This window comes from Paenimyroides ceti (assembly GCF_030409925.1).
Window position 1 is genome coordinate 2598660 of sequence record NZ_JAUFQU010000001.1, and the last position, 25618, is coordinate 2624277.

At 35.0% G+C, this 25618-nt stretch carries 25 protein-coding genes and 2 tRNA genes; 8 read left to right on the forward strand and 19 right to left on the reverse strand.

The window, feature by feature from the left end; translation table 11 throughout:
- Window positions 1-49: 49 nt before the first annotated feature.
- Genes QW060_RS12940 through QW060_RS12955 form a run of 4 tightly spaced genes read left to right on the forward strand, consistent with a single transcriptional unit; the run spans window position 50 to window position 5817 of the window.
- Window positions 50-2560, forward strand: coding sequence for an SEL1-like repeat protein (locus QW060_RS12940; RefSeq protein WP_290363903.1), 2511 nt, complete (start codon window positions 50-52; stop codon window positions 2558-2560).
- Between the two features lie 3 nt (window positions 2561-2563).
- Window positions 2564-4357: an HSP90 family protein gene (locus tag QW060_RS12945; RefSeq protein ID WP_290363904.1), complete on the forward strand. Its 1794-nt coding sequence runs from the start codon at window positions 2564-2566 to the stop codon at window positions 4355-4357.
- 11 nt (window positions 4358-4368) lie between these two features.
- The gene (locus QW060_RS12950; protein WP_290363905.1) at window positions 4369-5439 is read left to right on the forward strand and encodes a hypothetical protein; all 1071 of its coding nucleotides are present in this window, start codon (window positions 4369-4371) and stop codon (window positions 5437-5439) included.
- A 3-nt stretch (window positions 5440-5442) separates the two neighbouring features.
- The gene (locus tag QW060_RS12955) at window positions 5443-5817 is read left to right on the forward strand and encodes a hypothetical protein (RefSeq protein ID WP_290363906.1); all 375 of its coding nucleotides are present in this window, start codon (window positions 5443-5445) and stop codon (window positions 5815-5817) included.
- A gap of 34 nt (window positions 5818-5851) precedes the next feature.
- Here QW060_RS12955 and QW060_RS12960 read toward each other — a convergent pair whose 3' ends face one another.
- The 7 genes from QW060_RS12960 to QW060_RS12990 all read right to left on the reverse strand — a co-directional run bounded on the left by QW060_RS12960 (window position 5852) and on the right by QW060_RS12990 (window position 12096).
- On the reverse strand, window positions 5852-6484 hold the full coding sequence (locus tag QW060_RS12960) for a DEAD/DEAH box helicase (RefSeq protein WP_290363907.1): 633 nt from the start codon (window positions 6482-6484) through the stop codon (window positions 5852-5854).
- 1 nt (window position 6485) lies between these two features.
- Entirely contained in the window at window positions 6486-7649 is a 1164-nt protein-coding gene (locus QW060_RS12965; RefSeq protein WP_290363908.1) for a sigma-54-dependent transcriptional regulator, read from the reverse strand.
- 6 nt (window positions 7650-7655) lie between these two features.
- A complete protein-coding gene (locus QW060_RS12970; protein WP_290363909.1) occupies window positions 7656-8951 on the reverse strand; it encodes an ABC transporter permease in 1296 nt (431 codons plus the stop codon).
- Complete coding sequence (locus QW060_RS12975) at window positions 8951-9871, reverse strand: ABC transporter ATP-binding protein (RefSeq protein WP_290363910.1); 921 nt, start codon at window positions 9869-9871, stop codon at window positions 8951-8953. Before QW060_RS12975 ends, QW060_RS12970 begins: the two co-directional genes overlap by 1 nt.
- A 170-nt stretch (window positions 9872-10041) precedes the next feature.
- Window positions 10042-11160 carry a molecular chaperone DnaJ gene (gene dnaJ, locus QW060_RS12980; protein WP_290363911.1) on the reverse strand — a complete coding sequence of 373 codons (1119 nt, stop codon included), beginning with the start codon at window positions 11158-11160 and terminating at the stop codon, window positions 10042-10044.
- 24 nt (window positions 11161-11184) lie between these two features.
- Window positions 11185-11724, reverse strand: coding sequence for a nucleotide exchange factor GrpE (locus QW060_RS12985; RefSeq protein ID WP_290364761.1), 540 nt, complete (start codon window positions 11722-11724; stop codon window positions 11185-11187).
- Between the two features lie 141 nt (window positions 11725-11865).
- Complete coding sequence (locus QW060_RS12990; protein ID WP_290364803.1) at window positions 11866-12096, reverse strand: hypothetical protein; 231 nt, start codon at window positions 12094-12096, stop codon at window positions 11866-11868.
- Between QW060_RS12990 and QW060_RS12995 the strand changes: the two genes are divergently transcribed.
- Entirely contained in the window at window positions 12056-12568 is a 513-nt protein-coding gene (locus QW060_RS12995; RefSeq protein WP_290364762.1) for a YceI family protein, read from the forward strand. The two genes, QW060_RS12990 and QW060_RS12995, sit on opposite strands and share 41 nt — an antisense overlap.
- Before the next feature lie 108 nt (window positions 12569-12676).
- On the opposite strand, the gene QW060_RS13000 is transcribed toward QW060_RS12995, so the two are convergent.
- Complete coding sequence (locus QW060_RS13000; RefSeq protein WP_290363912.1) at window positions 12677-15355, reverse strand: choice-of-anchor L domain-containing protein; 2679 nt, start codon at window positions 15353-15355, stop codon at window positions 12677-12679.
- A 13-nt stretch (window positions 15356-15368) separates the two neighbouring features.
- On the opposite strand from QW060_RS13000, the gene QW060_RS13005 reads away from it, so the two are divergent.
- Window positions 15369-15596 (forward strand): hypothetical protein, encoded by a 228-nt coding sequence (locus QW060_RS13005; protein ID WP_290363913.1) that lies wholly within the window; start codon window positions 15369-15371, stop codon window positions 15594-15596.
- Here QW060_RS13005 and QW060_RS13010 read toward each other — a convergent pair.
- Window positions 15541-16659: a T9SS type A sorting domain-containing protein gene (locus QW060_RS13010; RefSeq protein ID WP_290363914.1), complete on the reverse strand. Its 1119-nt coding sequence runs from the start codon at window positions 16657-16659 to the stop codon at window positions 15541-15543. The two genes, QW060_RS13005 and QW060_RS13010, sit on opposite strands and share 56 nt — an antisense overlap.
- Before the next feature lie 208 nt (window positions 16660-16867).
- Between QW060_RS13010 and QW060_RS13015 the strand changes: the two genes are divergently transcribed.
- Window positions 16868-18439 carry a tetratricopeptide repeat protein gene (locus tag QW060_RS13015; protein WP_290363915.1) on the forward strand — a complete coding sequence of 524 codons (1572 nt, stop codon included), beginning with the start codon at window positions 16868-16870 and terminating at the stop codon, window positions 18437-18439.
- 125 nt (window positions 18440-18564) lie between these two features.
- Here QW060_RS13015 and QW060_RS13020 read toward each other — a convergent pair.
- The 6 genes from QW060_RS13020 to idi form a co-directional block, all read right to left on the reverse strand.
- Window positions 18565-18638 (reverse strand) — tRNA-Thr (locus QW060_RS13020).
- A gap of 26 nt (window positions 18639-18664) precedes the next feature.
- Window positions 18665-18741: transfer RNA gene (locus QW060_RS13025), tRNA-Thr, on the reverse strand.
- Window positions 18742-18821: 80 nt separating this feature from the next.
- Window positions 18822-19088, reverse strand: a complete 267-nt coding sequence (locus QW060_RS13030; RefSeq protein ID WP_290363916.1) for a hypothetical protein — start codon at window positions 19086-19088, stop codon at window positions 18822-18824.
- A gap of 20 nt (window positions 19089-19108) precedes the next feature.
- The gene (locus tag QW060_RS13035) at window positions 19109-20110 is read right to left on the reverse strand and encodes a type I phosphomannose isomerase catalytic subunit (protein WP_290363917.1); all 1002 of its coding nucleotides are present in this window, start codon (window positions 20108-20110) and stop codon (window positions 19109-19111) included.
- 122 nt (window positions 20111-20232) lie between these two features.
- Window positions 20233-20643, reverse strand: coding sequence for a 6-pyruvoyl trahydropterin synthase family protein (locus QW060_RS13040; protein ID WP_290363918.1), 411 nt, complete (start codon window positions 20641-20643; stop codon window positions 20233-20235).
- Between the two features lie 2 nt (window positions 20644-20645).
- Window positions 20646-21173 carry an isopentenyl-diphosphate Delta-isomerase gene (idi, locus tag QW060_RS13045; RefSeq protein ID WP_290363919.1) on the reverse strand — a complete coding sequence of 176 codons (528 nt, stop codon included), beginning with the start codon at window positions 21171-21173 and terminating at the stop codon, window positions 20646-20648.
- 110 nt (window positions 21174-21283) lie between these two features.
- Between idi and QW060_RS13050 the strand changes: the two genes are divergently transcribed.
- On the forward strand, window positions 21284-22312 hold the full coding sequence (locus tag QW060_RS13050; protein ID WP_290363920.1) for a hypothetical protein: 1029 nt from the start codon (window positions 21284-21286) through the stop codon (window positions 22310-22312).
- 28 nt (window positions 22313-22340) lie between these two features.
- Here QW060_RS13050 and QW060_RS13055 read toward each other — a convergent pair whose 3' ends face one another.
- From QW060_RS13055 to QW060_RS13070, 4 genes are read right to left on the reverse strand one after another with little or no spacing between them, the layout of a single operon-like run.
- On the reverse strand, window positions 22341-23081 hold the full coding sequence (locus tag QW060_RS13055) for a head GIN domain-containing protein (RefSeq protein WP_290363921.1): 741 nt from the start codon (window positions 23079-23081) through the stop codon (window positions 22341-22343).
- On the reverse strand, window positions 23078-24211 hold the full coding sequence (locus QW060_RS13060) for an acyloxyacyl hydrolase (RefSeq protein WP_290363922.1): 1134 nt from the start codon (window positions 24209-24211) through the stop codon (window positions 23078-23080). Before QW060_RS13060 ends, QW060_RS13055 begins: the two co-directional genes overlap by 4 nt.
- Entirely contained in the window at window positions 24212-24826 is a 615-nt protein-coding gene (locus QW060_RS13065; RefSeq protein WP_290363923.1) for a deoxynucleoside kinase, read from the reverse strand. It abuts the gene before it with no gap.
- Window positions 24827-25618: a hypothetical protein gene (locus QW060_RS13070; protein ID WP_290363924.1), complete on the reverse strand. Its 792-nt coding sequence runs from the start codon at window positions 25616-25618 to the stop codon at window positions 24827-24829.

Here is a 25618-nt window from a genome sequence, read left to right on the forward strand (position 1 = left end):
ATTGCTTTTTATAAGCCTAAACATGTAATAAAATTTAATACGAAAAAGAATGAAAATCAGCGAAAAGTACGATGCTTATCTAAAATCCACCGACACAGAAAATGTATTATTCATTATTGAAAGCCTGACCCGTGACAATATTTCCGACCCTGAAAAATGGTTTGAGGGTCTGAGTCATTTTGAGTTTATTTTGCATCATTTTGATCTTACAGATGTCAATTATCTGAAAAGAGCCATAGAATTGTTTGAATTGCTAACCTATGACGGTGCCGATTTTAAAGCGAGCGTATATCTGGAAGAAGAAGATTATGCTTTTTTTATCCGAAAGGTAAGTGAATTGTCAGAACGGTTCGGAGTTTATTATCCGGAAGCCTATATAGAAAACGGTATTCAGCATGTAGTATGCCGAAGAGGATACCGCGATGCTGAAAAAACAAACGAACAGTTCTCAAAAGCAAAAATAGCTGGATTGGAGATAGCAGACGCTATCACTAATTATTATAACTATATTGGCTTATTAAAAGATACTGATAAGGAGACTGCCAAGAAGAATTTAGAACAATTGGCAGCTCAGGGCAACCACTGGGGACTTATTTACAGCTGTTATCTGAGAATCTGGACGGATGAATGGGAAACAATTTTAGATGATGCCGCCCCGCTACAAAATCATCCTGATGATAAAATCAGAAAGCACTATTTACAGATTGCTCAAGGCTATTACCGCAGAGCACAAAATACAGAAAAACAACGTGAAATACTGGAAGAAACAATTGAAAAGTACAATTCTTCGTATGCCCGGTTTATTTTAGCAGACATTAAAATTGCTGAAGCTGGTCCGGATGCTTCCATTTCTGAAGAATTACAGGAACTTCAAAATGCTTTTGAATACGGCATCATAGACGCAGCAGTAAGTCTCGCATTGCATCTGCTACCTAAACATCAGGAACCTTCAAAAGAAGAATTCTCCGCTTCGCTGAAATGGTTTGAATATGCATGGAAATATGGCAGTGATTATGCAGGATACCGTTTGGCCTATCTGTATCTATACAACCCGCTATTGGAAAATATTCCAACCGGTTTATCTCTTATGGAAGAAGCTGCAAAAGGAAGTAGTATAGATGCTAAAATAGAATTAGCAGAACTATATCTGGAAGGTAAAGTTACCGAACCAAACGAAATCAAAGCCTTGCAGTTATTTACTGAAATGCATGAAGACGGTATTGCCTATGCTTCATACCGACTGGGTAATTTTGCAGAATATGGTGTTAATGCTCAGGCTACCGAATTTGATTTGAATAAAGCTTTTGAATATTATAAAATAGCTGCTGACAAAAATCTTCCACAGGCATTATATCAGGTAGGACGTTATCTGAAATACGGCTATAATGAAATAGCTCCTGATGTAGAAGCTTCACTACCCTATCTGCAGAAAGCTGCAGAATATGACAATGCACAGGCGCTAACTGAAATGGGACTTATAGAAGAAACTAAAGAAACGCCTGATTATGCCAAGGCATTTGAATATTTTGATAAAGCCGCTGCTATCGGATACCCTTATGCCAACTATTTAAAAGGACTTTATCTCGAAAATGATTACCATCAATCCGGTGAACGCGATGAGCAGACGGCATTTGAATGTTATAATTATGCCGCACAGTATAATGATGTGAATGCTTTGTACGAAACCGGAAGATGTTATAAATATGGTATCGGCATTGATGAAAACCCAGATATGGCGATACACTATCTCCAACAGGCTGCAGATGCGAATCATGCCAAAGCTTTAACTGAACTGGCATTGTGTTACGAATCAGGATATGGAGTCGCTGAAGACCGACAGAAAGCAGTTGATCTCATGACTCAGGCTGCTGAAATGGGCTATTTCTATGCCGAGTATGTTGTAGGTCGATATTATCTGCACGGATTTGTAGAACAAGACTCTCAAAAAGGGCTGCAATGGCTAAACAAAGTTGCCGAAACAGGATATCCGTACGCTTTATTAGAACTTGGAGATTATTATTTTTATGATTATGACCGTTTAGACACATACGATAAAGCATTTCCGTATTATGAACAGGCAGCACAACAAAACGTACTGACAGAAGGATATGGTATGTGCTTTGAATTTGGAATCGGTACAGAAGAAAATCTTTCACGTGCCTATACAGAATACTTAAAAGCAGCTGAGTACGGAAATGTAGCTGCAAAATTCCGTTTAGGAAGAGCCTATTATTTCGGAATAGGTACTGAAAAAGACGAAGCAACCGCTTTCCGCTGGTTTAATGAAGCGGCACAACAAGGTAATATTTATGCACAATATTATGCAGGTATACAACTGCTTGAAGGTCAGGGAACCGTTCCTAATCCGCAACAGGCAGTAAGTTATTTTACAGAAGCATCAGAAGCAGGTTATGCAGATGCACAGTATAGCCTTGCCAATTGCTATCTCATGGGAGAAGGTGTGGATGAAAATGAAGCACAGGCTGTTTACTGGTTTGAAAAAGCAGCTGAAAATGGTCATGAAGAAGCAATAAAATTAACAAAGAAAAAAAGAAGATAATAAATGAATCCTTTAAACGAATCGTTTTCCTTTCAGGTCAACCTTCAGGGAATGATCTCTCTATTATCAGAACACTTGTACAGCAACCCGAATACGTATATTCGGGAATTGCTGCAAAATGCTGTAGACGCAATTACAGCTCTGCGCCATCTTGATAATGACCTTAAGGGAACCATACAAATTACATTACCGGATACTACGAATAAGCTATTTGTTTTTGAAGACAACGGTATCGGACTCAAAGAAAGTGAAATTCACCAGTTTCTCTCTGTTATCGGTGAAAGTTCTAAAAGAAAAGATGCCGATGATGCCCGTGACTTTATAGGTAAATTCGGAATAGGAATGCTTTCCTGTTTTGTAGTCAGTGAAAAAATAATTATTGAAACACGGTCTGCTTATGATGATAAAGGATTTCGCTGGACAGCGTTCAGTGATGGAAATTATGAAATTGAGGCATTGACCTCGTCCATGCCTATTGGTACGAAAGTATATCTTACTCCTAAAGACAAATATGCGCATTTATTCAGTTATGCTCATTTTATTCCTCAGATAAAATATTACGGAGATGCTCTTTCTGAAAAAATTGTCATCTTACATGAAAGCAAACAGACCATACTCAATGAAGAGCAGCCACAGTGGTTACAGAAAGGCAGTGATAAAGAAGCTTTGCTGCAATCCGGAAGAGAGTTGTTTAATGTTCCTTTTTTAGATGCTGTTCCTTTTGAGACTGAAGCCGGAAAGTGTCAGGGTGTAATGTATATACTGCCTTATAAAACGCAATTTTCTGCCAAGCAAAATCATCGTCTTTACCTCAAAAGAATGTTCTTATCTGATACGGATAACAGTCTGTTGCCTCCCTGGGCATTTTTTGTAAGGATACTGATGAACAGTAATGAACTCAGTGCTACTGCATCGAGAGAATCTTTTATGCAGAATGATGAGTTGCGCGCTACACGAAAAGAAATCGGACAAGTACTAAAAGAGTATCTAAAAAGCATCCGGAAAGTAGATCAGGCAATCTATTTCAAAATAATTCAGATTCATTTTCTACATCTGAAAGCTATTGCTATTGAAGATGCGGAATTTCTGGAATTGCTGGCTGATGATCTTCCTTTTGAAACCAACAAAGGGTTCAGAAGTTTTAAGCATCTGACGGATGAAACCCAAACGCTGTATTATGCATCCGATTATGAAGATTTTAAACAGTTGCAACGCATTGCCCAATCTCAGGGGACTTTGCTTATCAATGCTTCTTATACATTTGACGAAGAGCTGTTAAAAAAAATAGCCCGTATGCGACCACAATTGAAACTGGAGGAAATGACGCCTTCAAGACTGTTGAATTCTTTTATTTCACTGGATGTTGAAGAAGAAATAAAACATCTTTCCTTTCTAAACAGAGTAGAAGAAACTTTAAAAGATTTTAATTGTGAATGCCAGTTAAAACACTTTAAACCTACAGACACAACAGCCATCTATACACGTCCGGAAGAAAACAGTCATACCGCTACTATACGGCAAGTAAAGCAATCGTCGAATCCGTTTGCAGGAGCTCTTTCTTCTTTTGGAAATACAGCTTCTAAAAAGGCGACTTTTTGTCTTAACATTGACAATCAACTGGTAAAAAACATTACTTCTATTAACGATGATTTCTTATTTCAATCCGTTATTGAGGTTTTGTATGTGCAAGCTATCATTATGGGAAAATATACCGTAAGTGAAAAAGAAATGGCCTTATTTAATGAAGCTCTTAATAATCTGATGGTGATGGGACTCACCAATTTTGTAAATTTATAATAACAAGAAGTATGTACACGCTGAAAATACAGAAAATATTAAATGAAATCAACCGATTAAATATTCCTGCCGAAAAAGTAAAATTATTGAAAAAGGCTATTGCAATTGCAGACGAAAATGAAGATATTGAATGGGGATATGACTTGCGTCTGATTCTTATTGATACGGAACGCGATTTGGCATTTTCAAACGAATCAATCCCTGCTTTTGCCTGGTTATTGCAAGCCTACGAACAACATCCGGATGTTTTTGACGAAAATGATTTCTTATGGCAATACAAATGGATGATGTCGGAATTATATGACAATCCTAAAGTAAGCAGAGAACAGATAGAAAATGCATTGGAAGACTTTAAAATGCGCCTTCAGAGAAACGGGTATGGCATCAGAGCTTATTACAACGAGTTATTTAATGATTGTATTGTGCAGAAAAACATAACAGCATTAGATCATGCAATGCAAGAAGTAAACAAGGTTCCACGTGATGGAATGAGTGATTGTGAAGCTTGTGAGATGGATGCTGAAGTAACTGCTTTCTTATATACAAGAGGGTTTGATGAAGCCTATAAAAAAGCATTGCCATTGCTCGACAAACAATATACCTGTCTGCATGTACCAATGCGTACCCTGGTTAACCTGTGCTATGCCGCTTATAAGAATAACAGAGAAGAAGTTGCTGCCTCTCTGTATCCGAAATGTCAGGATGAAATTGCCAAACTGGCCAACGACACATCCGTTTTGTTATCAGCAATCAAACTAAGCGTTTATATGGCTGCAAAATATCCGCAAGAAGCTCATAAATGGATTGAAAAATATCTTCCTTTGGCTGACGGTCCTCAGAACAGACTACTGTTTTCTTTTTCAATGTATCTGATTGAAGCTTTACAGCTGCTTGAAGACGGGCTGATATTTGTGGTTGATCTTCCGGAACAGCACAGCTTGTACCAGTCTCATAAGAATCAGTTTACAAAAGAAGAATTGCTCGCCCATTATATGCCACTTGCAAAAAATATTGCGCAGCAATTTGATGAAAGAAACAGCAATAGCAATTTTATGCGGCAATATCAAGAACTTATTTCTTAGTTTATGTTTACCTTGATTCGCCAGCTTTTCGGCAAAAAAAACAAAACGCCGGATTCCATCATAAAAACGCATACAGATGACTTTCCTTCAGAATCTATCAATGTTGAGAAAATTATAAGTGTTGAAAATGATCTGGATTTCTTAAAGAACAAACTATTCTTTGACTTTAAAAAGGATGAGAAAATAAGTACAGTAGAATTATATAAGCTTCTGAATCATTACAAAAAAGTATCAGACAGAGAGGTCAATGAAGTTGAAAAAAAAAGAACTCTTGCTTTGGATAAAAAAGATACCCAACAATTAATTGATTTGGTAACAACATCACACAATGAGCAAGAAATCCTTTCATGTTTATTGCTTCTTGAGAAGAGGATATAAAAAAAGATTAGCTAAAGCTAATCTTTTTTTATTTTCAAATATCTTCTTCTGTTTCTTCTTCCTTATCAAACCAGAATGAATCGAGCATGGTTTTATCCACGAAAGCATCGAGACGTTCATAATAATCACCGGATACATAAAGCCTTTGCGTTTTTCCAATGCTTTCAGACAAGCGGTATAATTTTGGTTCAAGCCGTAAACGCAGTAACTGATCTACATCATTAATCACAAACATTTTTAACTGATTAATGTCAAATCCTGCAGAGCCAAACATCAGATTCAGGCGCTCAGGGGTACCGATCAATACATCAAGCCCCAGAGAAATCATGTTTTTATCTTCGTCTAAATTGGTTTTTTCATGTACTCCATAGAAACGCAAATCGGTATATTTTCCGTATGCTCTGAATTTATCTAATAGCGACAGTACTTCAGGCTTATCTTTAACCATTATCAATGCTCTCGGAGATTCTAAAACGGCTTTTTCTAATCGTTGTATCGTTGTAATAACAATAATATCTTCTCTCTCAGCAACGTCTTCTGAAACGATTACAACATCATTTCCACTTTTAATAGTTCCGAAACAGGCTTTTAATAAAGGTGTAGGCTCCAGTAATTGGCTGCTGATTAATCCTTCTTTTAAATTTTCGTTTATCTTTTTTAACTTCATATTATTTTGATGCAAACATTTGGACATCAGATTTAGTAATCTCCTGTCCTCCTAAAATTATCAGTCTCTCTACTACATTTCTCAGTTCCCGGATGTTCCCTGTCCAGTTGTATTCCTGAAGCAATTCTAAAGCATCAGCAGAAATACGCTTAGGGGTATTACCGTTTTCTGTTGCAATTTTTTGAATAAAATGTTCAATAAGCATAGGAATGTCACTGCGTCTGTCATTTAGTGAAGGTACATTGATCAGAATTACAGCCAAGCGATGGTAAAGATCTTCTCTGAAACGACCTTCTTCAATTTCTTTTCGCAAATCTTTATTTGTAGCAGCTATAACCCGCACATCAATCTTTATATCTTTATCCGCTCCAACCCGGGTAATGATATTTTCCTGTAAGGCGCGTAATACTTTTGCTTGGGCAGAAAGACTCATATCCCCTATTTCATCCAGAAAAATAGTTCCTTTGTCAGCAGCTTCGAATTTTCCTGCACGATCTTTTACAGCAGAGGTAAAAGCACCGCGCACGTGTCCGAATAATTCGCTTTCAATGAGTTCTGAAGGGATAGCCGCACAGTTTACTTCAATCAGAGGGTAAGCAGACCTGTTACTTTTTTCATGTAAATTATGCGCCACCAGTTCTTTTCCGGTTCCATTCGGACCTGTAATCAACACACGGGCATCGGTTTCAGCAACTTTATCAATCATTTGTTTGATATGCTGAATAGGTTCACTTTCTCCAATCATCTGATAATTTTTTCCGACTTTTTTCTTAAGCCTTTTGTTTTCTACCACAAGTGATTTTTTATCGAGTGCATTTCTCACTGTTGTCAGTAAACGATTCAAATCCGGCGGTTTAGATATATAATCGAAAGCCCCTAACCGCATGGTGTTGACAGCTGTTTCCAGATCACCATGACCTGATATCATGATAAAAGGAATTTCCGGTTTTATTTTTTTGGCTTCCTGTATTACTTCTTCACCATCTTTTCTTGGCATTTTGATATCACAGATAATGAGATCATATTCTTCACTTTTAATTTTTTCGATTCCTTCTTCTCCATTCTCCGCTTCATCTACTACATAAGAATCGCTTTCTTCAGAGAGAATTTTAGATAAAACTCTTCTGATGGCTGCTTCATCTTCTATTATTAATATTCTCGACATTCTTATTTAATATTTTAACCATTTTAATAATTCTTTCCATGTAGGTTTCTTACCATACATTAAAATTCCTACACGGTATATTTTTGCTGCTACCCATACTATGCCAATAAAGGTAACAAATAATATAACTAACGAAATGATAATTTGTGAGGTAGGCACGCCAAACGGTATTCTCATCAGCATTACTATTGGTGAAGTGAGTGGTATCATTGAGAAAACAGTTGCTACTGTTCCGTGTGGTTCATTCATTACTGCGAAAAATCCCACATAAACGCCAAGCATCAGCGGCATGATGACCGGAAATAAAAATTGCTGAGAATCTGTTTCATTGTCAACAGCAGCCCCGATAGCAGCATATAATGAGCTGTAAAGAAAATAGCCTCCGATAAAATAAAAGATGAAGTAAAAAAACAGGCTTCCTAATGGCAACATCATTATTTCTTTATAATACATCTGTACTTTATCCAAAAGCTCACCTGAATTGAGGGCTGCCAATTCTGTATTGGTAGCTGTAGTACTCAAACCAAACATACTGTTTACCACAAATATCAATATTCCGCCAACAATTGCCCAAATTGCAAATTGGAGAATTCCGGCAAATGTGGTGCCTATGATTTTGCCCAACATTAATTGAAACGGTTTTACAGAAGAAACGATAATCTCTATAATTCGATTTGTTTTTTCTTCTATTACGCTACGCATCACAAGATTTCCATAGATGATGATAAACATCATGATCAGATATCCAAAAACGGTTCCTATGGCAATTTTTATTTCATTGAGTCCTTTAACAGTCTCTTCACCACTCGATTTTACCAGATTGATCGTAACATTCGTTTTAGCTTTATCAATAACCAGGGTATCAAACCCCTGATTGCTCAGATTGTATTTGGTCAGTTTACGGTTCATGGTATTTTCTACCTGTGAAACGAAACCTAAACTCGGACTATCTTCAGAAATATACTGTATGCCGTTTTCGTATTTTCCGATACTGTCATATTTAGGAATATACAACACACCTTCATAAGCCTTACGGGAAATACTGTCTGTAAGAATTTCCTTTGGAACCAAAGAAACATCATAGTATTTATATTCTTTATTACTTTTGAATTCTTTTACAAAGAGCCCACTTTCATCATGAACACCTATATTTTTGACTTCTGAACGTATGCTGCCTAAATAACCGATAAGAACGGCAATACCGACAAATATAAGCGGACTCACAAAAGTCATTACAATAAAAGATTTGTTGCGCACTTTCGCAATAAATTCCCTTTTAATAATCAATGATAGTACTCCCATTATTTTTCACTTACTGTTTGAATAAAAATATCATTTACACTCGGAATGTGTTCTACAAAATGTGTGATTTCACCATGCTGTACCAAACGCTGCATAAGTTCATTTGTAGAGAAATTTCCTAAAGACACATTGAGCTGTACTTCATTGTCAAGACTCTTAAAACTCGTTTGTTTATAGTCAAAATCACGTAATGATGCTTGTAAAAGATCTGGCTGTGATGTTTTTATCCCAACCTGATAGGTGTTGCTACGATAAGCTCTCTTTACATCGAGTAATTTTCCATCGAGCAGTTTATTGGACTTATGAATTAATGCAATTTCATCACATAATTCTTCCACACTTTCCATACGATGGGTAGAAAAGATTATAGTGCTTCCTTTTTGCTTTAACTCCAGGATTTCATCTTTGATAATATTGGCGTTTACAGGATCAAAACCGGAAAACGGCTCATCAAATATGAGTAGTTTTGGTTGATGTAATACAGTAACGACAAATTGAATTTTTTGTGCCATTCCTTTTGATAATTCCTGTATTTTTTTATTCCACCAATCACTTATTTCGAGTTTATCGAACCAATACTGCAATTGCTTTTTTGCTTCCGCTTTGCTCAAACCTTTCAGCTGAGCAAGGTACATAGCCTGCTCACCTACCTTCATGGTTTTATACAATCCGCGCTCTTCCGGCATATATCCGATGTGTCTTACATGATGCGGAGATAATTTTTCTCCATCTAACAAAACCTGTCCGCTGTCCGGGTAAGTAATTTGATTGATGATGCGAATCAGAGAAGTTTTTCCGGCGCCGTTTGGTCCTAAAAGACCAAAGATACTTCCTTTAGCTATATTTAAAGAAACTCCGTTTAAAGCTACTTTTTCGCTGTATTTCTTTGTTACATTATGTACTTCAAGAATGTTTTCCATGAAAAGTATATTTTTTGTAAATGTAATAATAATGTCTTGTTATTAATTGCTAAATAACGGTATTTCATAAAAAAACCCATCCCTGTTTACACAGGGATGGGAAAAATTGCTATGAAAAAGAAAATCCACCGTTTTATAAGTGTGTTTCAAAATTATAAATTATTTTTTAATTAAGAAAACATTTCTTTTACTTTTTCAAAAAAAGATTTATCATTTTTCTGTGGATTTGGTTTAAAATTTTCCTCATCCTTCATTTTTTCGAAAAATTCTTTTTGTTCTTTTGTTAATTTTTTAGGTGTCCAGACGTTTACATGTATGAGAAAATCTCCCGTTCCATAACCATTTATGCTTGGTAAACCTTTTCCTTTTAATCTTAAAATTTTACCAGACTGTATACCTTCTTCGAGATTGATGCGTACTTTTCCATTTACAGTATCAATTTCTTTCGAACCGCCTAAAGCAGCTTCTGAGAAACTTATGTATAAATCGAAATGGATGTTTTCTCCTTCTCTTTTTAATGTATCATGTTCAATTTCTTCAATCACCACAATCAGATCTCCGGGAATGCTATTAGCACCAGGAGCATCATTACCTTTACCGGAAACTTTTAACTGAATACCTTCTGTTACTCCAGCCGGAATTTTGATCGAAACGGTTTCTTCTGCAAAAACCATCCCGTCACTGTCAGCGCCTGCCGGTCTTGAATCAATCATCTGTCCTGCACCACCACATGTCGGACATGGAGAAGATGTCTGCATTCTACCTAAAATAGTATTGGCAATCTTAGTTACCTGACCCGTACCATTACAGGTAGTACAACTTTTATAGGTAACTCCTGCAGCCTGTACCTTTCTTTTTACTTTGACTTTTTTCTCAACTCCTTTGGCAATGTCTTCAATGGTAAGTTTTACTTTGATACGCAAATTAGTTCCTTTGACTCTGCGAACACCTCCGCCACCGCCGAAGCCGCCAAAACCACCAAAACCTCCGCCACCGAAAATGTCTCCAAACTGACTGAAGATGTCTTCCATATTATTGAAACCACCTCCGCCAAAACCACCGGCACCATCAAATGCGGCATGACCATACTGATCATATTTGGCCTTTTTGTCAGGATCACTCAATATTTCATATGCCTCAGCAGCCAGCTTAAAGTTTTCTTCTGCTTCTTTATTTCCTGGATTTTTATCCGGATGGAATTCGATTGCTTTTTTTCTGTAAGCTTTCTTTATAGCAGCAGCATCAGCTCCTTTATCAATTCCTAATATTTCGTAATAATCTTTTTTCATCGTTGTAAGTAAGTACCTTATATATTATTGTCCGATAACTACCTTAGGGAAACGGATAATTTTATCACCCAATTTGTAACCTTTTTCAATAATATCTACTATTTTTCCTTTCATTTCATCACCCGCAGGAACCTGAGTTACCGCTTCAGCCAAATCAGCATTGAATACATCTCCTTTAGCAATATCCACTAACATAAGACCTTTTGAAGACAATGTGTCACGCAGCTTACTTGAAATCAGAGAAAAACCTTTAAGATCCGTTTCCAGGTCTCTGGCTTCTATTTGTTCCAACGCACGATCAAAATCATCTAAGACCGGTAATAAAGAGGTGATAACACCTTCACTGGCAGTAGACATTAACTCTAATCTTTCTTTAGCAGTACGTCTTCGGAAATTTTCAAATTCAGCAAAAAGTCTCAAAAATTTATCCTTTTCTTTTTCTAATTCCGCTTCAAAACTATTTTCTTCAACAGCCTCAGTATTTTGCTCCTGTGCCTCTACCGGATTGATATCCATTTCTTTATCATTAACATCCTGGATGTTTTCATTATTTTCAGTTGCCATAATTTTCAGTACATAATTATAATTACACACGTTATAACAAATTCATTGCCATTTAATGCTGTTCTGTCAAGATGTCACTTAATTAACATAGATTAAGAAATTTAAATTTTAACAGTAATTAGAAATATGTACTGGTTTTTGTTATAAATTTGCATTAAATAAAAAATGTAATATAATTATGAAAAAAAATGTATTAGCTGTATTTGCTATTGCAGCATTATCTTTAACTGCTTGTAAAAAAGAAAGTTCTGTAGAAACTGGTGATGCAGTTGAAACAACAACTCCATCTACTGAAGCAGTAAAATACACTGCACAGGCAGCAGATTCTAAAATCGAATGGGAAGGTGGTAAAGTATCTGGTGGTAAACACATGGGAACAATCAACCTTAAAGAAGGTGAAGTGTTTGTAAAAGACGGAAAAGTAACAAATGGTAAATTTGTTATTGATATGAACTCTATCAATGTTACAGATTTAACTGACGCTGAAGAGAAAGCAGGATTAGAAGGTCACTTAAAAGGTGCTACTGATGAGAATGCAGACCACTTCTTCAATACTAAAAAATATCCAAACGGAACTTTTGAAATTACTAATGTAACAGAAGAAAACGGAAAACAAATGGTTGAAGGGAATCTAACATTGAAAGAAGTTAGTCATTCAATTAAATTTCCTGCAACAATCACTGTTACGGATAATGATGTAACTGTTGTATCAGACGCATTCAACATCGACAGAACAAAATGGGGTGTGAACTTTAACTCAGGATCTGTTGTAAAAGACCTTGCTGGTGATAAAGTAATCAAAGATGAAATCACGATCAAATTAAGCGTAAAAGCTACTAAATAATAATCAAGATTATTATTTATAAAAAAGCCGGAGTGTAACTCCGGCTTTTCTTTTTAAAACAGATATAAGATACAGATCAATAAAGTAGTATGAAGATCTGCTTTATAATTATTTTACTTCCCGTAACAAATATACATAACCCGTTAATTCTTCACTTACTGTAACTATACGATAGTAGTAAGTACCATCAGGTAATGATTTCCCGGCAGAATCCTGTCCTGTCCATTGATTGTTATATCCGTTAGCATGATGGTATACCTGTTTACCGTATCTGTTATAAATACTTACCTCCAAAGGATGGTAATTTGTCAGATCAAAAGCATCATTTAGTCCATCTCCGTTAGGAGAAATCCCTTTCTGTACAGAGCAATTGATCACCTCAACTCTTTGTTCTGTACTGGCAATACATCCCTCATTGTTTACAGAATTGATATAATATAAGTGTGTACCATATTTCAAAATACTTCCTGTACTTAAAACGGTTCCTTTTCCGTATTCTTCCGTACTATAAAATTGATTTTCCGGTAAAGCTGGTAAAATATATTGTGTACAGATTACAACATCGCCAAAAGAAACAGGCAGCACTACTTCTGATTCGATTAATTGAAAACTTGTAATTGTTTTACAGCCTGTAGTTTCATCAATAATCAACACATAAATAGTAACCGGCAATGCCATTGGATAAAACTCTTTTGGATTATCTATAGAATTACTTTGAGTTTGAGCCTGCTGTTCTGATATGTAATAAGAGATATGAATATCTGATTCTGTTTGTGCCCGAAGTTCAGATTCAATAATTGTCAGATCTGTTCGATCCACAAGTCCATCATACACACAGAGTTTAATACTTTCAGGTCCTTTTACAAAATCTGTTGTCTTACTAATGATCATAAAAGTAATTAGTTCGACACAGCCGGTTGTTTTATTTAACAAACTTACATATATATTTTGTGGCAATTGAGCAGGCGTATAATTGGTTATATCCGTAATAGGGTCAACCCCATCAATCGCATCATTTTCCGATTCATAAAAATATAGTTCAGTCTGATCCACATCAATAAGGAGTTGTGATTCAATAAACTGTTTGTTTATGGTAATGTCTAAAGGTGTTACAGTTGTACCAAAAACACAAGTTTCGAGGGTTGGTATATCGGCACCGGAATATATACTCGGATACATTTCTATTGTTACTTCATCAGAAATAATACATGCAGAACCATAACGGGCATCTAATCTGTAAATCCCGGGTGTTGATACTGTTAATGAAGGCTGGTTGGCTCCTGAAATGAGCAGATCATTTTTATACCATTGGAAAGTATATATCTGAGGATTTAAATCGGTATTCAATACAGCGCTGTCTCCGTTGCATAAAGCAGTATTTGATTCGATAAGATAATCAGGCCCGAGATCCAAGACATCAGGTATTGAACTTAAACCGTCAATAAATACAGCAGTATCATAACTATCATAATAAATAACACCTCCGGGTCCGGCGCTAAAGTTGTTTTTCTGTTCCGCAATGACAATTTTTAAATGATAAATCTGATTAGGCAATACAGTAGCTGTTGCCTTCATCGGTATCGTAGTTCCTCTGAAATTAACCGGTGCACTTTGAGATTCAAAACTGACTCCGTTGTAATAATTTCCAAAATATACTGCATTCAGAGAAGTACAATTGATAGGAAATTGCTGGTATTGACCATCTTTAATCGTTACCGGAGAAACAATCGTATTTGTGTTCGGAACAGTAGCAAGATTTGTCGTTACTCCGGTATTTGGATCTGTCAGAAAGAAAGCAACCAGATCATAATTATCACAGCGATTGCCATATTCATCTGATGCCAGTAAGTAGTCCAATCTAAAATAATCTGTAGAAGAAATGAAATCAAACTCTATACTTGACGCGTGTAAAGTTGCTCCGCCAATATTCTGAGCCGTTAATAAATTATTCAAATCATTGTCACCTGTCCAGAAAGTACTGCCTGATGACTGGTCCTGAGTTGTTTTTGGTCCAGGGGCCGATAAAACATTACCCGTAGACAACACAACTCCTTTCTCGAAAGGAAACAAAGAGTTATTTTTTTCAAACAATCCTATTCCCTCAACAGCATTTGCAGGATATAAAATATATTCATCGTAATCTTTTCCTGATTTTGTCTGAATATTTGAGATCTCTATACATCCGGGATGTTTGATAAGATTTTCCCTTATCTGAGTATTAGTAGTTACAGTAGAAACTTTGATAGGCGGGCTTAGTGTTGTAATACATATATCAAAAGAGGATACCGTATTTATTTGAGACACCATAGAAAAAAGTCTTATACGGTATGTTTCTCCCATGATGAGATTATCTATCCGGTTTGCGCCCGTACCCGCTGATGATAAACAGCTAACCTGTGTCAAACTATTACAAGTTCCTGAATATAGCGTTCCGGAAACTATTGGCGCATTTCCTGTAACATTTGAAAGGGTAATAACCTGTACTGATGATAAAGCAGTAAATTCAAACCAGATGTCATCATTTGGCACACCTGCACAAGTATTAGGCAATCCTGAAGGCGTTGCTCCCTGAAAATTGGAAGAAAAAGAAATAACACATTCATGAGAGGTATTCACAGTTAAGGTAACTGCTTCCGGACAATCATCATTTAATGGAGCATAAAAAGAGAAATCTCTTTTATTGTCCGATATATAAGGTTTTTCTTTTTCTCTCTCAATATTATGTGCGTCTACAATTATCGGATAGAACAAGAAAAAACAAAAGAAGAAATAGATTATTTTTTTCATATAAAACGAATTATTGATTTTGGAAGAAAATTTCTTTCCATACCGTTTTGATAGAAAACAGCATATAATAGTGTACAGGCCGATTGATAAAATCAACATCAGTCTTCAATCATGTACTCCTATGGTAAACATAGAGATCAAGAAACAAAAGAGTTATTTCCTGATCTCATGCAAAGGTAAAATGTCTATTTCTTGGTTACCTTATAAATTCTGTTTTGATGGTTTTCGGATATCTCTTTAATGATATAGATACCGCTTGCATACGAAGCAAAATCAATTCGAGCAGATTTGCTATTGATCTCATAAGTACGTATCATTTTTCCTTCTAAACTATATACCGCTATTTGTGTAATCTGATCAATACTTTCAATATTCAGATAATCGATCACAGGATTTGGATATAATAAAGATTTTTCTTTTTCAATTTCTAAAGTTCCTAATGTTTCTTGCACTGTTATTGTAAAAGTACATGTATCTAATATTTCATCGCCTAAAACCAATTGATGAGTAACTGTTGTCTCTCCTACTGGAAAAGCATCTCCAGAATTGAATCCTTCAGTCATTACCAACATTGGTTCTTCACATTCATATTTTAATTTAAAAGCTCCGTCAGAGTTTTGCATTGATCCTGATGTATTCCAGCTGGTTCCACCATTACTTGATTTATATGCTCTTACTCCATTTTCAGCAATATTACCAACTCCAGTTGTTGCCCAGTAAACAGATGAATAAATAGAAGGCGGATTAAGCATTTCTGCATGGAGACCAACCCAATATTTTCCTTCTGTTAATATAACCTCAGTTGGCAACTCATATGTTGCTTCATAAACCGGACCTCCCAAAGAAGTTGTACCCAGTAAATTGATATTACTCATGTTTATATTTTGGAAAGAAGTAATCAGATTTCCGGGCTGCCCGTTATTATCTTCAAAAAAGTAAACATCTCCTTCCATTGCATACTGTAGCAAAGTTGGAATAAATGCTGTGAATTTCAGCGTTTCTCCTGCAGGTACATCAAAGTCATTTGCAACAATCCACTCAAGGCCCGCCCAGTTGGTATTTATGGCATGGTTAACATCATCTTGAGCGTTAATGCTATCTATTGTATATTGAATCTGACAATCTGTGGTAAGATTGGCACAATCGAAATCAATAGCATAGTTAATCATCTTTGATGTAACCCCTGAATCTACTGTTTCACTGATATTTTCAGGACAGTTAATAGTACATGATAACTCATTTTCTTGTGATAATGCAACAGTACTTATCAGTAATGAAGCAATGAAAGGGTAAATTTTTGTCATAGTAAATTATAGTATTAATTAAACAACACTAAATTACCCTCCTCTTTATTAAATCATTATTTTTTTGAATAACAATACATATACAATCAAATAAAATAGTAGTAACATTTTATATACAATTATACATTAATCCAACAAGTATTAATATTTTAACATTTTTTTTATTGCATTATTTTTTATTACCTTTAAAAAATAATTATTTACCATAATGAAAACACCTATTTGCCTATTACTGTTAATACTTCTTTTTTCCCCTGCTCTTCTTATCGGTCAGACTAAAGAATCCCACAAACAGCTTATTGAGAAAAGTAAGAAACTGGTAAATACTAATCGTGCTGAATCTCTACATCTTTTGCAGGAAGCTGTAAAAACACAAAACTTATCTGACTCTGCCTATATGGATATTTATAATGCAACCGCTTTGTTTTATAAAGAAGGTGGTGCACATTATATGGCTTTGAATTATTACTATAAAGAATTAGAAATTCAGAAAAAAATAGATCCTAAGAAGACGTTCTTCATAGAGAACAATATAGGAGCATGTTATTTTTTTCTCGAAGATTATAAAAAGGCAAGGCTTTTTTGGGAAAAATCGCTTTCTGCATATGAGCTTTTTTTTAAAAACAACCCAAAAAACGACCAAAATCTTGAAGGTACATTAATCTATAATAATTTAGGAGTATTAGAAAAAACAGAAGGCAATTATCAAAAAGCCCTCGAAATTCTTAATAAATTCAAAACTAAGAATGAATTACTAAAAGACACCTTAAACATTATTATGGCAGAAGAAAACATCTCCGATGTATATTCTGAAATGGGAAACCATTCAAAAGCTCTAAAAAATATTCACAGGGGGTTGATGCTGGCAAAAAAACTGGATTCTGACTTTGATATAGCCAGTTTATCATTAAAATCGGGGTTGTTATATTTAAAACATCATCCCGTTTCAACAGATTCATCTTTACACTATTTAGTTAAAGCCTTTCAATTAAGTAAAGAAAAAGGATTTATAAAGATGAGCTTGGAAAGCTCTGAAGGAATAGCTCTGCTATATGAAAAGAATAAAGAATACCAAAAAGCTTATGAATACTTGCGTATTGCAAAAGGATTATCAGAAGAGATAACGCTGAATGAAAATAAGAAAAAAGTAAATATGCTCGAACTCGAGCAACAGGAAAAAATACATCAGTATGAATTGACAACACAACAGCAAAAAAGAGAAATGTATCTTACCGCCGGTATTCTTCTGCTTTTGCTTTTGTCATCTATCGTTTTTTTAATGTTTAAACTACAAAAAAGCAAAGCACAAAAAAGAAAGATAGAGAAAGAACTATTAGCCAGAGAAATTGAAAAGAAGAATAAGGAAATAAGAAGTAATACCTTACAGATTATTCAGAACACAGAGATTATCAAATCGGCACAAAAAAAATTAGAAGTTTTAAGAGACAATCCAGGTAAAACTTCAGATACTGATTTTTCAAAAATACTTAACGATCTGAAAAACGGAACACAGGCTTTCAATAAACAAGAGTTTGAAAAGCTTTTTCTGGAAATCGACAATGAGTTTTACAAAAATCTATTGAACAAACATCCTGATCTTACAAAGAATGAATTGAGACTCTCCGCATTTTTAAAATTAAATTTAACTTCAAAGGAAATCTCGGCCATAACTCAACAAACACCGCATAGTATTACTGTTGCGAGATCACGATTACGCAAGAAGTTAGGAATTAATAATGATGAAAATATTATTCACTATCTGATAAGGTTGGGAAAATAAGATTAAGAATTTAATCATTTTATCTGAAAGTGGTGACAGATAGCATACTCTTATTCTTTTGAGAAAAATTTCGTCAATACCACATAGATTAAAATAAAAAAACTCCTAAATTAGGAGTTTTTTTGAGCCGATGGAGGGACTCGAACCCACGACCTGCTGATTACAAATCAGCTGCTCTAGCCAGCTGAGCTACACCGGCAAGGTGTATTGAATTTTCTAAAAAAATGGAGCCGATGGAGGGACTCGAACCCACGACCTGCTGATTACAAATCAGCTGCTCTAGCCAGCTGAGCTACACCGGCGACTCATTTACGAGTGCAAATATAGTACAGTTTTTAATATCTACAATAGCACTCGTAATTTTTTTTAGCTTTTTTTTCTACTACAAAGCGTTGATTTTATCAACTAATTGATTAGCAGATTCTTCTAAATCAGAATAAATTTTCTTAAAATGTTCTTTTTTATTTTCTACGTTTCTTTGATTCACTCTTTCGATCAATCCGTCGAATTTTTCGATAGCTTCATCAATGATAGCTGATGATTGCTCAGTTGGTTTTCCTGTAGTAGACATTTCCCAGATATACACTGCTTCAATAATATCCCCTAAAACATAATTGATATCTTTTTTCAAGTTTCTTACATTTGCCATAACTTCCTTTTTTATAATTATTATATATATACTTCTAAAATTTCTGCATTACCCTTTAAATCAAATTCGCGAATGATTGCAGGCATCAATACGGTTTCACCCATTTTAAGGGTATAAACAAGTCCGTCTGCTATAATATCACACGTTCCTGACGTACAGATATAAACTCTGAAACAGCTGCCGTCTGTGATGATTTCTTTTGTTCCTTGTAAGGGAATATAATTGGTAACGAAAAACGGACTTTTTACCAGTAAATTAGCTTCATTGGTATCTTTTGAGTAGTCTATTTTAGTTTGCTTAACCTTATAATTAATAGCTTCTAAAGCCATATCTACATGTAGTTCTCTCTGATTACCGGATTCATCAACACGATCCCAGTCGTATACGCGATACGTGATATCAGAAGTTTGCTGAATTTCTGCCAGTACGATTCCGCCACCTATTGCATGAATTGTTCCTGTTTCAATAAAAAATACATCCCCTGCTTTTACGCGATATTCTTTGAGAATGGTAGGAAGAGTTTTATTATCTAAATGTAATAGATATTCTTCTGCAGAACTGTTTTCCTTAAATCCTAAAATAATTCTTGCTCCCTCATCTGCCTGCATGATATACCACATTTCAGTTTTTCCGAATGTGTTATGTCGTTTTTTTGCCAGTACATCGTTTGGATGCAATTGAATGGATAAATCTGTTTTTGCATCTAAAAATTTAAACAAAAGTGGAAATTGCTTTCCATACGTTTCGTAAATTTTTGTCCCTAAAATTTCTTCAGGAAATGCAGTGATAAGCTTTTCTATATCAAGATTTGCATATACCCCATTTGATATATAACTTAAGTCATCTCCAACCATAGCAATTTCCCAACTTTCTCCGATAGTATCTGAAGGAAGCTGTTTGCCAAGCGTCGCTAACTTTTTACCCCCCCATATTCTATCTTTCAGAATAGGAGTAAATTGCAAAGGATAGGCTATAAAATTGGTTGTTTTTGTTGGGCTTATGTTTATATCTTTAGAATCCAAGTTTTTTATTTTATGACAAAATGCGCTGCAAGTTACAAAAAGCTTTTGAATGTTTAATATTCGCTAAAAACAATTATACTTTTTATAATACTATCTCATAAAAAATTCTAAAAAACAGAGAATTATTCTCCGCTATAGCTCACGAAATTGCGAGGAGTTTCGTATAAAACCACACTGAGTTCTAATTCCTCAGAGAGGCATTTTTTTATCTTATGCCAAATTACATAAGCGATATGTTCTGCAGTAGGAATAAGATTTGCAAACTCCGGAACATCCAGATTCAGGTTTTTATGATCAAAGGGCAGTTCTACCTGTTCGTAAATAATATCTTTTAATATTTTCATATCGATGACATAACCCGTCTCCGGATCTACTTCACCGGTAACATTGACAATTACATCATAATTATGTCCGTGAAAATTGGGATTATTGCATTTTCCAAAAACAGTTTCATTCTGTATTTCCGACCACTCCTTTCTAAAGAGACGATGGGCTGCATTAAAATGCGCTTTTCTACTGACCGTTACTCGCATAATTATTTTTTTTGTGCTTCGATATAATGATAAAATTTATCAAAGATAATTTTAAACCATTCTGTATACAACTGTTTATGCTTTTGCATATCTTCTTTTATAGCCTCAATAGTCATCCATTTCCAGCTTTCAACTTCTTCTGAATTGACAACGGGAGCTTCATTATAGTAACCAATCATGACATGATCAAACTCATGTTCCGTCAATCCATTATCAAAAGGAGCTTTATATATAAAAGAAAACAATTCTTTCAGAGGCACCGAAAATCCCATTTCTTCCTGTAATCTTCTCTTACCGGCTTCAATATTTGTTTCGTTTTCTCTTTGATGGCTACAGCAGGTATTAGTCCACAACAAAGGAGAATGATATTTACCGGCTGCACGTTGCTGGAGCATAATTTCATTTTTATCATTTAAAATAAAAACAGAAAATGCCCGATGCAAAAGGGCTTTCTCGTGAGCCTCTAACTTTGGCATTAAGCCAATCTGCACATCCTTTTCATCTACTAAAACTACGAGTTCTTCTTTCATCAAAATTTCATTTCAAAGAATACCAAAATTACTACTTTTCAGCGGTATTAGACAATTATTTTATAAAAGTTTTGCGTTATATTTGCCTGCATTAACATAAATAAAAACACATGAAACTAAAAATTACACTATTACTATCATTCGTTATAGCGTTTAATCTCAGTGCTCAAAAAATAGAGGCTACAGCGATATATAATGACGGAAGAGTTGCAAAAGGCAGAATTAACAGAATGAACCAGCAACCTGATTTCGCAAAAATATCTCCTTTTTACTATTTCATCAGTCTTTTTAACGGAGAGTATTCAAATCCGTTTGACAATAGCGGTTTTTTAAAAAATAATTTAAAGATCAAATTGGATAATGAAACAAAAGCTACCAAAATACCTATTGAAGAACTCGACAAGGTAATCGTACACGCTTCTAAGAAAAAATATACTGTACTGAAAAATGAAGAAGTTACTTATAAAGCAATTGTAGGCGAAAACCTATATAAAAGAAAAAAAGCAGGAAAAAACGTTCAGGACAAGGCTTTACTTCCTATCGCCACACAGGGTAAAATGATTAATACGTACGGAGTTCTCATCCCGTTACGCAATCTTCTATTAGTAGGTCCGTTTATTTTTGAACTTACGGTTCCGGATGCAGCTGGAATTATTTACCTGGAAAACAAAGAAAAGAATACGGTGATCTCATACAACTACATTATAAAAGAAAAAGCGTTGAGCGCCCGAAAAGCAAAAAAACGCAAGGAGAAAAACAATCATTTAAATCATAACAGTCTGGAAGTCCTATTTGGTGATTGTCCCGAATCTCAAAAACTTATTGATGAGTTTTATATAAAACGTATAGAAGACAAATCAAAAAGAAAAGAAATGGCAAAAGCTTATAATAAAAAGTTACTTCTGAACCGTAAAAAATTCAAACAGGCCATTGCCAGCAAAAGAAAAAATGCGACTGTAGATTTATTTATGAGCACGTATTTGTTTGATTTGAATAAAATCATTCAAACGTATGAAAAGAACTGTAATACCAGAGCCATTGATGAATTTGATCCGAGACACGAAAACTATAAGAAAGAATACGATTTGCAAAACAGAGATATACAGGAAACATCTTCAGTAGAAGTAATTTCTGAATAAATAAAAAACCACTTATCGGTGGTTTTTTTTATTTATTATAGATGATTTTACCCGTATATTTCTGAACGACATATATTTCCTTAGGATTACTGTATAAAATCACATTTCCAGTAGCATAAAGTGTTCCCTTTAATGAATTAAGCGGTTTTAACAGCATGTCATTATTGCTTCTGTGAAAAATTTCAACATCATCTGCAATTAAATTTTGTGCTTCTACCCTGCCATTACCTCCGTATAGTCTTGCATTAAACAATCGTGTTTTTCCTGATAGTTGATAATAGGCTATCTGATTATCTTCTATAATCAGCTTTTGGTTGTCTATTTTGAAACGATAGGATGATGAGGCATTTTTCTCGCTCATACTGCTGATGAGATACAGTTCAGGATAGGTGAGCACTTTTTCCGAATAGACTTCAAACTGGGTATTGGAAAAAATTTTTTCCAAAGTTGGTGTATAAACTTTTATGGTTGCTGCTTTGTAGCGATGTATAAGATTGCAATTGTTGTTATTAGTAAGTATGAGTTCTTCATTTGCTACAACAGCATCGATATGATCTATGCGATTTTCATAGGAAAAGATCTCAACTTTATAAACATCGTCCGGTATGATTTCTACAGAAAGCCCAGCATCGATTTTTATGTTCTTAAACGAATTGACCAATATACTTTTTTCAGCTGCTTTTCCGGCAGATTTCAGACAAGAGCCGTCCTCCTGACACGCAATAAGCGAAATACAACAAACAATATACAAGAAATAGTGCTTCATCATAATTTTATTCCTAATCCCACTTCAAAAGCTTCTGCTTTTGCGTAGTGTGTTTTTAAAGACATTAAGCCAAAAATCTGTTCTGTAATATAATACTTCATTCCCAATCTTTGGTACAGATTGCCGTTTTGCTTGTACTGATCATATATATAATATCCTAGCTGACCTTCAACTGATAATTTATTCATATACATTTCATATCCCGCAAAAAGGCCTATTCTTTTCCAATCTGCTTCTTTTTTGATACCCGTTTCTTCAAAAGATTCTGCAATAAATGGTATCAGTTCTTTTAAAGTATTGGACAGAAAGAGTTCCGTTCCCAATTGTATGGAGCCCGATCTACCAATCCTTTTATCAGCTAAAAAACTCAAATGATAAAACGGTTTTTGTCCCATTCCCAAAATATGGCTTTCATTGACACCAGTTCTGAATACAAATGAATATTTCATATCGGTATCATACGATTCCGGAGAAGCATTGGCAGAACGTCTGAAATTTTCATCAAGAGAATAAGTTAAACCTGCTGTAAGTGCCAGTGTATTAGTGCTTGTATTAGGTGATTTTATTGTAGCATTGGAATGGTGAATAAAGAAAACCCCCGCATTTACACCTAAGTTATTCCAAAGATTTTCTTTTGTATAGGAAAGCATAAAGTAGGTAGATGGCATCCAATGGGTACCATACGCCAAGTTTCTGAAATTCTTTTCCTTATCATACGGATTGGTTGCATAGGCAATACCTTGTGCTACTCTGAATTGCAGGTTTCTGTTCAAAAAATAAAAGTTATAGTGTGCAAAAGCACCGTATAAATCACCTAAAACAGGATTATTATTATTCTGGTAGTGTAATGAAAAACCGATATCAGGAAAATTGTAATGCCTGTGCCAGTATTGACTACCATCCGTTTTAAGATTAGCAGAAAACAAAAAACCTTCGGGTTTATTCGTCAACAGATGCGCTATCTGTGAACTATGCGGAAGGATAGATCCCTGATAGTAATTCGCTTCAAAATACCAAGGGTTGTTCTGAGAAAACAATGAACCGTAAAGATTGAAAAAGAATAAAAGCAGGTAATACTTTAAATTTATCTTGCCCTTCTTTTTCTGATTAAAAGGAATTTTATATCCTGCCATTTAGAACAAACCGTTTATTTCTGCATCAATTTTATGAATGATGGCTCCTAAATCTTCGGGAATATCAACAAAATTCACATTATCTACATCAATAATAAGCAGTTTTCCTTTGTCATACGTTTTAATCCATTCTTCATACTTCTCATTGAGTTTATTAAGATAATCAATAGAGATTGAGCTCTCATATTCACGTCCACGCTTATGAATCTGACCTACTAAATTAGATATTGAACTTCTCAGGTAAATCAGCAAATCAGGTGGCCCTACCAGTTGCTCCATCAAATCAAATAATGACCGGTAATTTTCATAATCTCTATTACTCATCAACCCCATCGCATGCAGATTGGGTGCAAAGATATAGGCATCTTCATAAATAGTTCTGTCCTGAATGGTATTTTTACCGCATTCACGCATTTTTAAAATCTGACGGAATCTGCTGTTCAGGAAATAAACCTGAAGGTTAAATGACCATCTTTCCATTTGATGGTAAAAATCATCGAGATACGGATTGTCTACCACATCTTCAAAATGAGGTTCCCATTTATAGTGTTTCGCCAATAATCTGGTAAGTGTTGTTTTACCGGCTCCGATATTTCCTGCGATCGCAACTTGCATTTAAAGGTGGTTTTGGGTGAATATATAAACGCTTTCTTTTGTAAAAATAGTTAAAATCTGGTTGTTTAAAAAACCTCTTTCAACAGAATCCTCAGAAATAATAATCTCTTCTTTTTTTTGCTCTTTCACTTTCCATACATAAAACTTTTGTTTTTGCTGGTAAAAGATGGTATTCTGGTCAATAGCAATTATCGAATCAAACGAAAAAGAAATCGGAGTAGTCATAACTTTTCCATAGCGGTCGCAGCGATTAAAGGACGTGTTATCTGTCCAATAGTAAAAATTGGCATCAGAGTTCCACACAACAACTTCCTGTTCCAATGGAACACTCACAGAATTCAGAGTCATCTGTGCCAAATCTAATAAATAGATTCTTTTAGTGAGACTGTCAAAAATCCAAACGCTGTTTTTTTGGGCACTGCTTACCGTTTTCACATCCAGCTGTGGAAAAAAATCAGATAGATTATATACAGCTACTTCTGACAACTGATTATCCAACAAGACAACGCTGTTAAAGTTTTTATAGAACAATACAATCTGTAACGGGTTTCTGACATCCATCGACGATAAGGTTCCTAATAAAACGTTTTTATAAGATCTTTTCTGACGGTTATTACTCAGCTTTACAACTTCATTGTTGACGATCTGGTATTCATCACCAAGATGATCAATGGTATAATAGCAGAAACCGTCTTTTTGAGGTTTTTCGGAGAGCAGTATATACTTATCGCCTTGTGCATTTACCAGGTTATTTACTAAAAAGAAAAACACAAGGACGATGAGTTTTTGCAT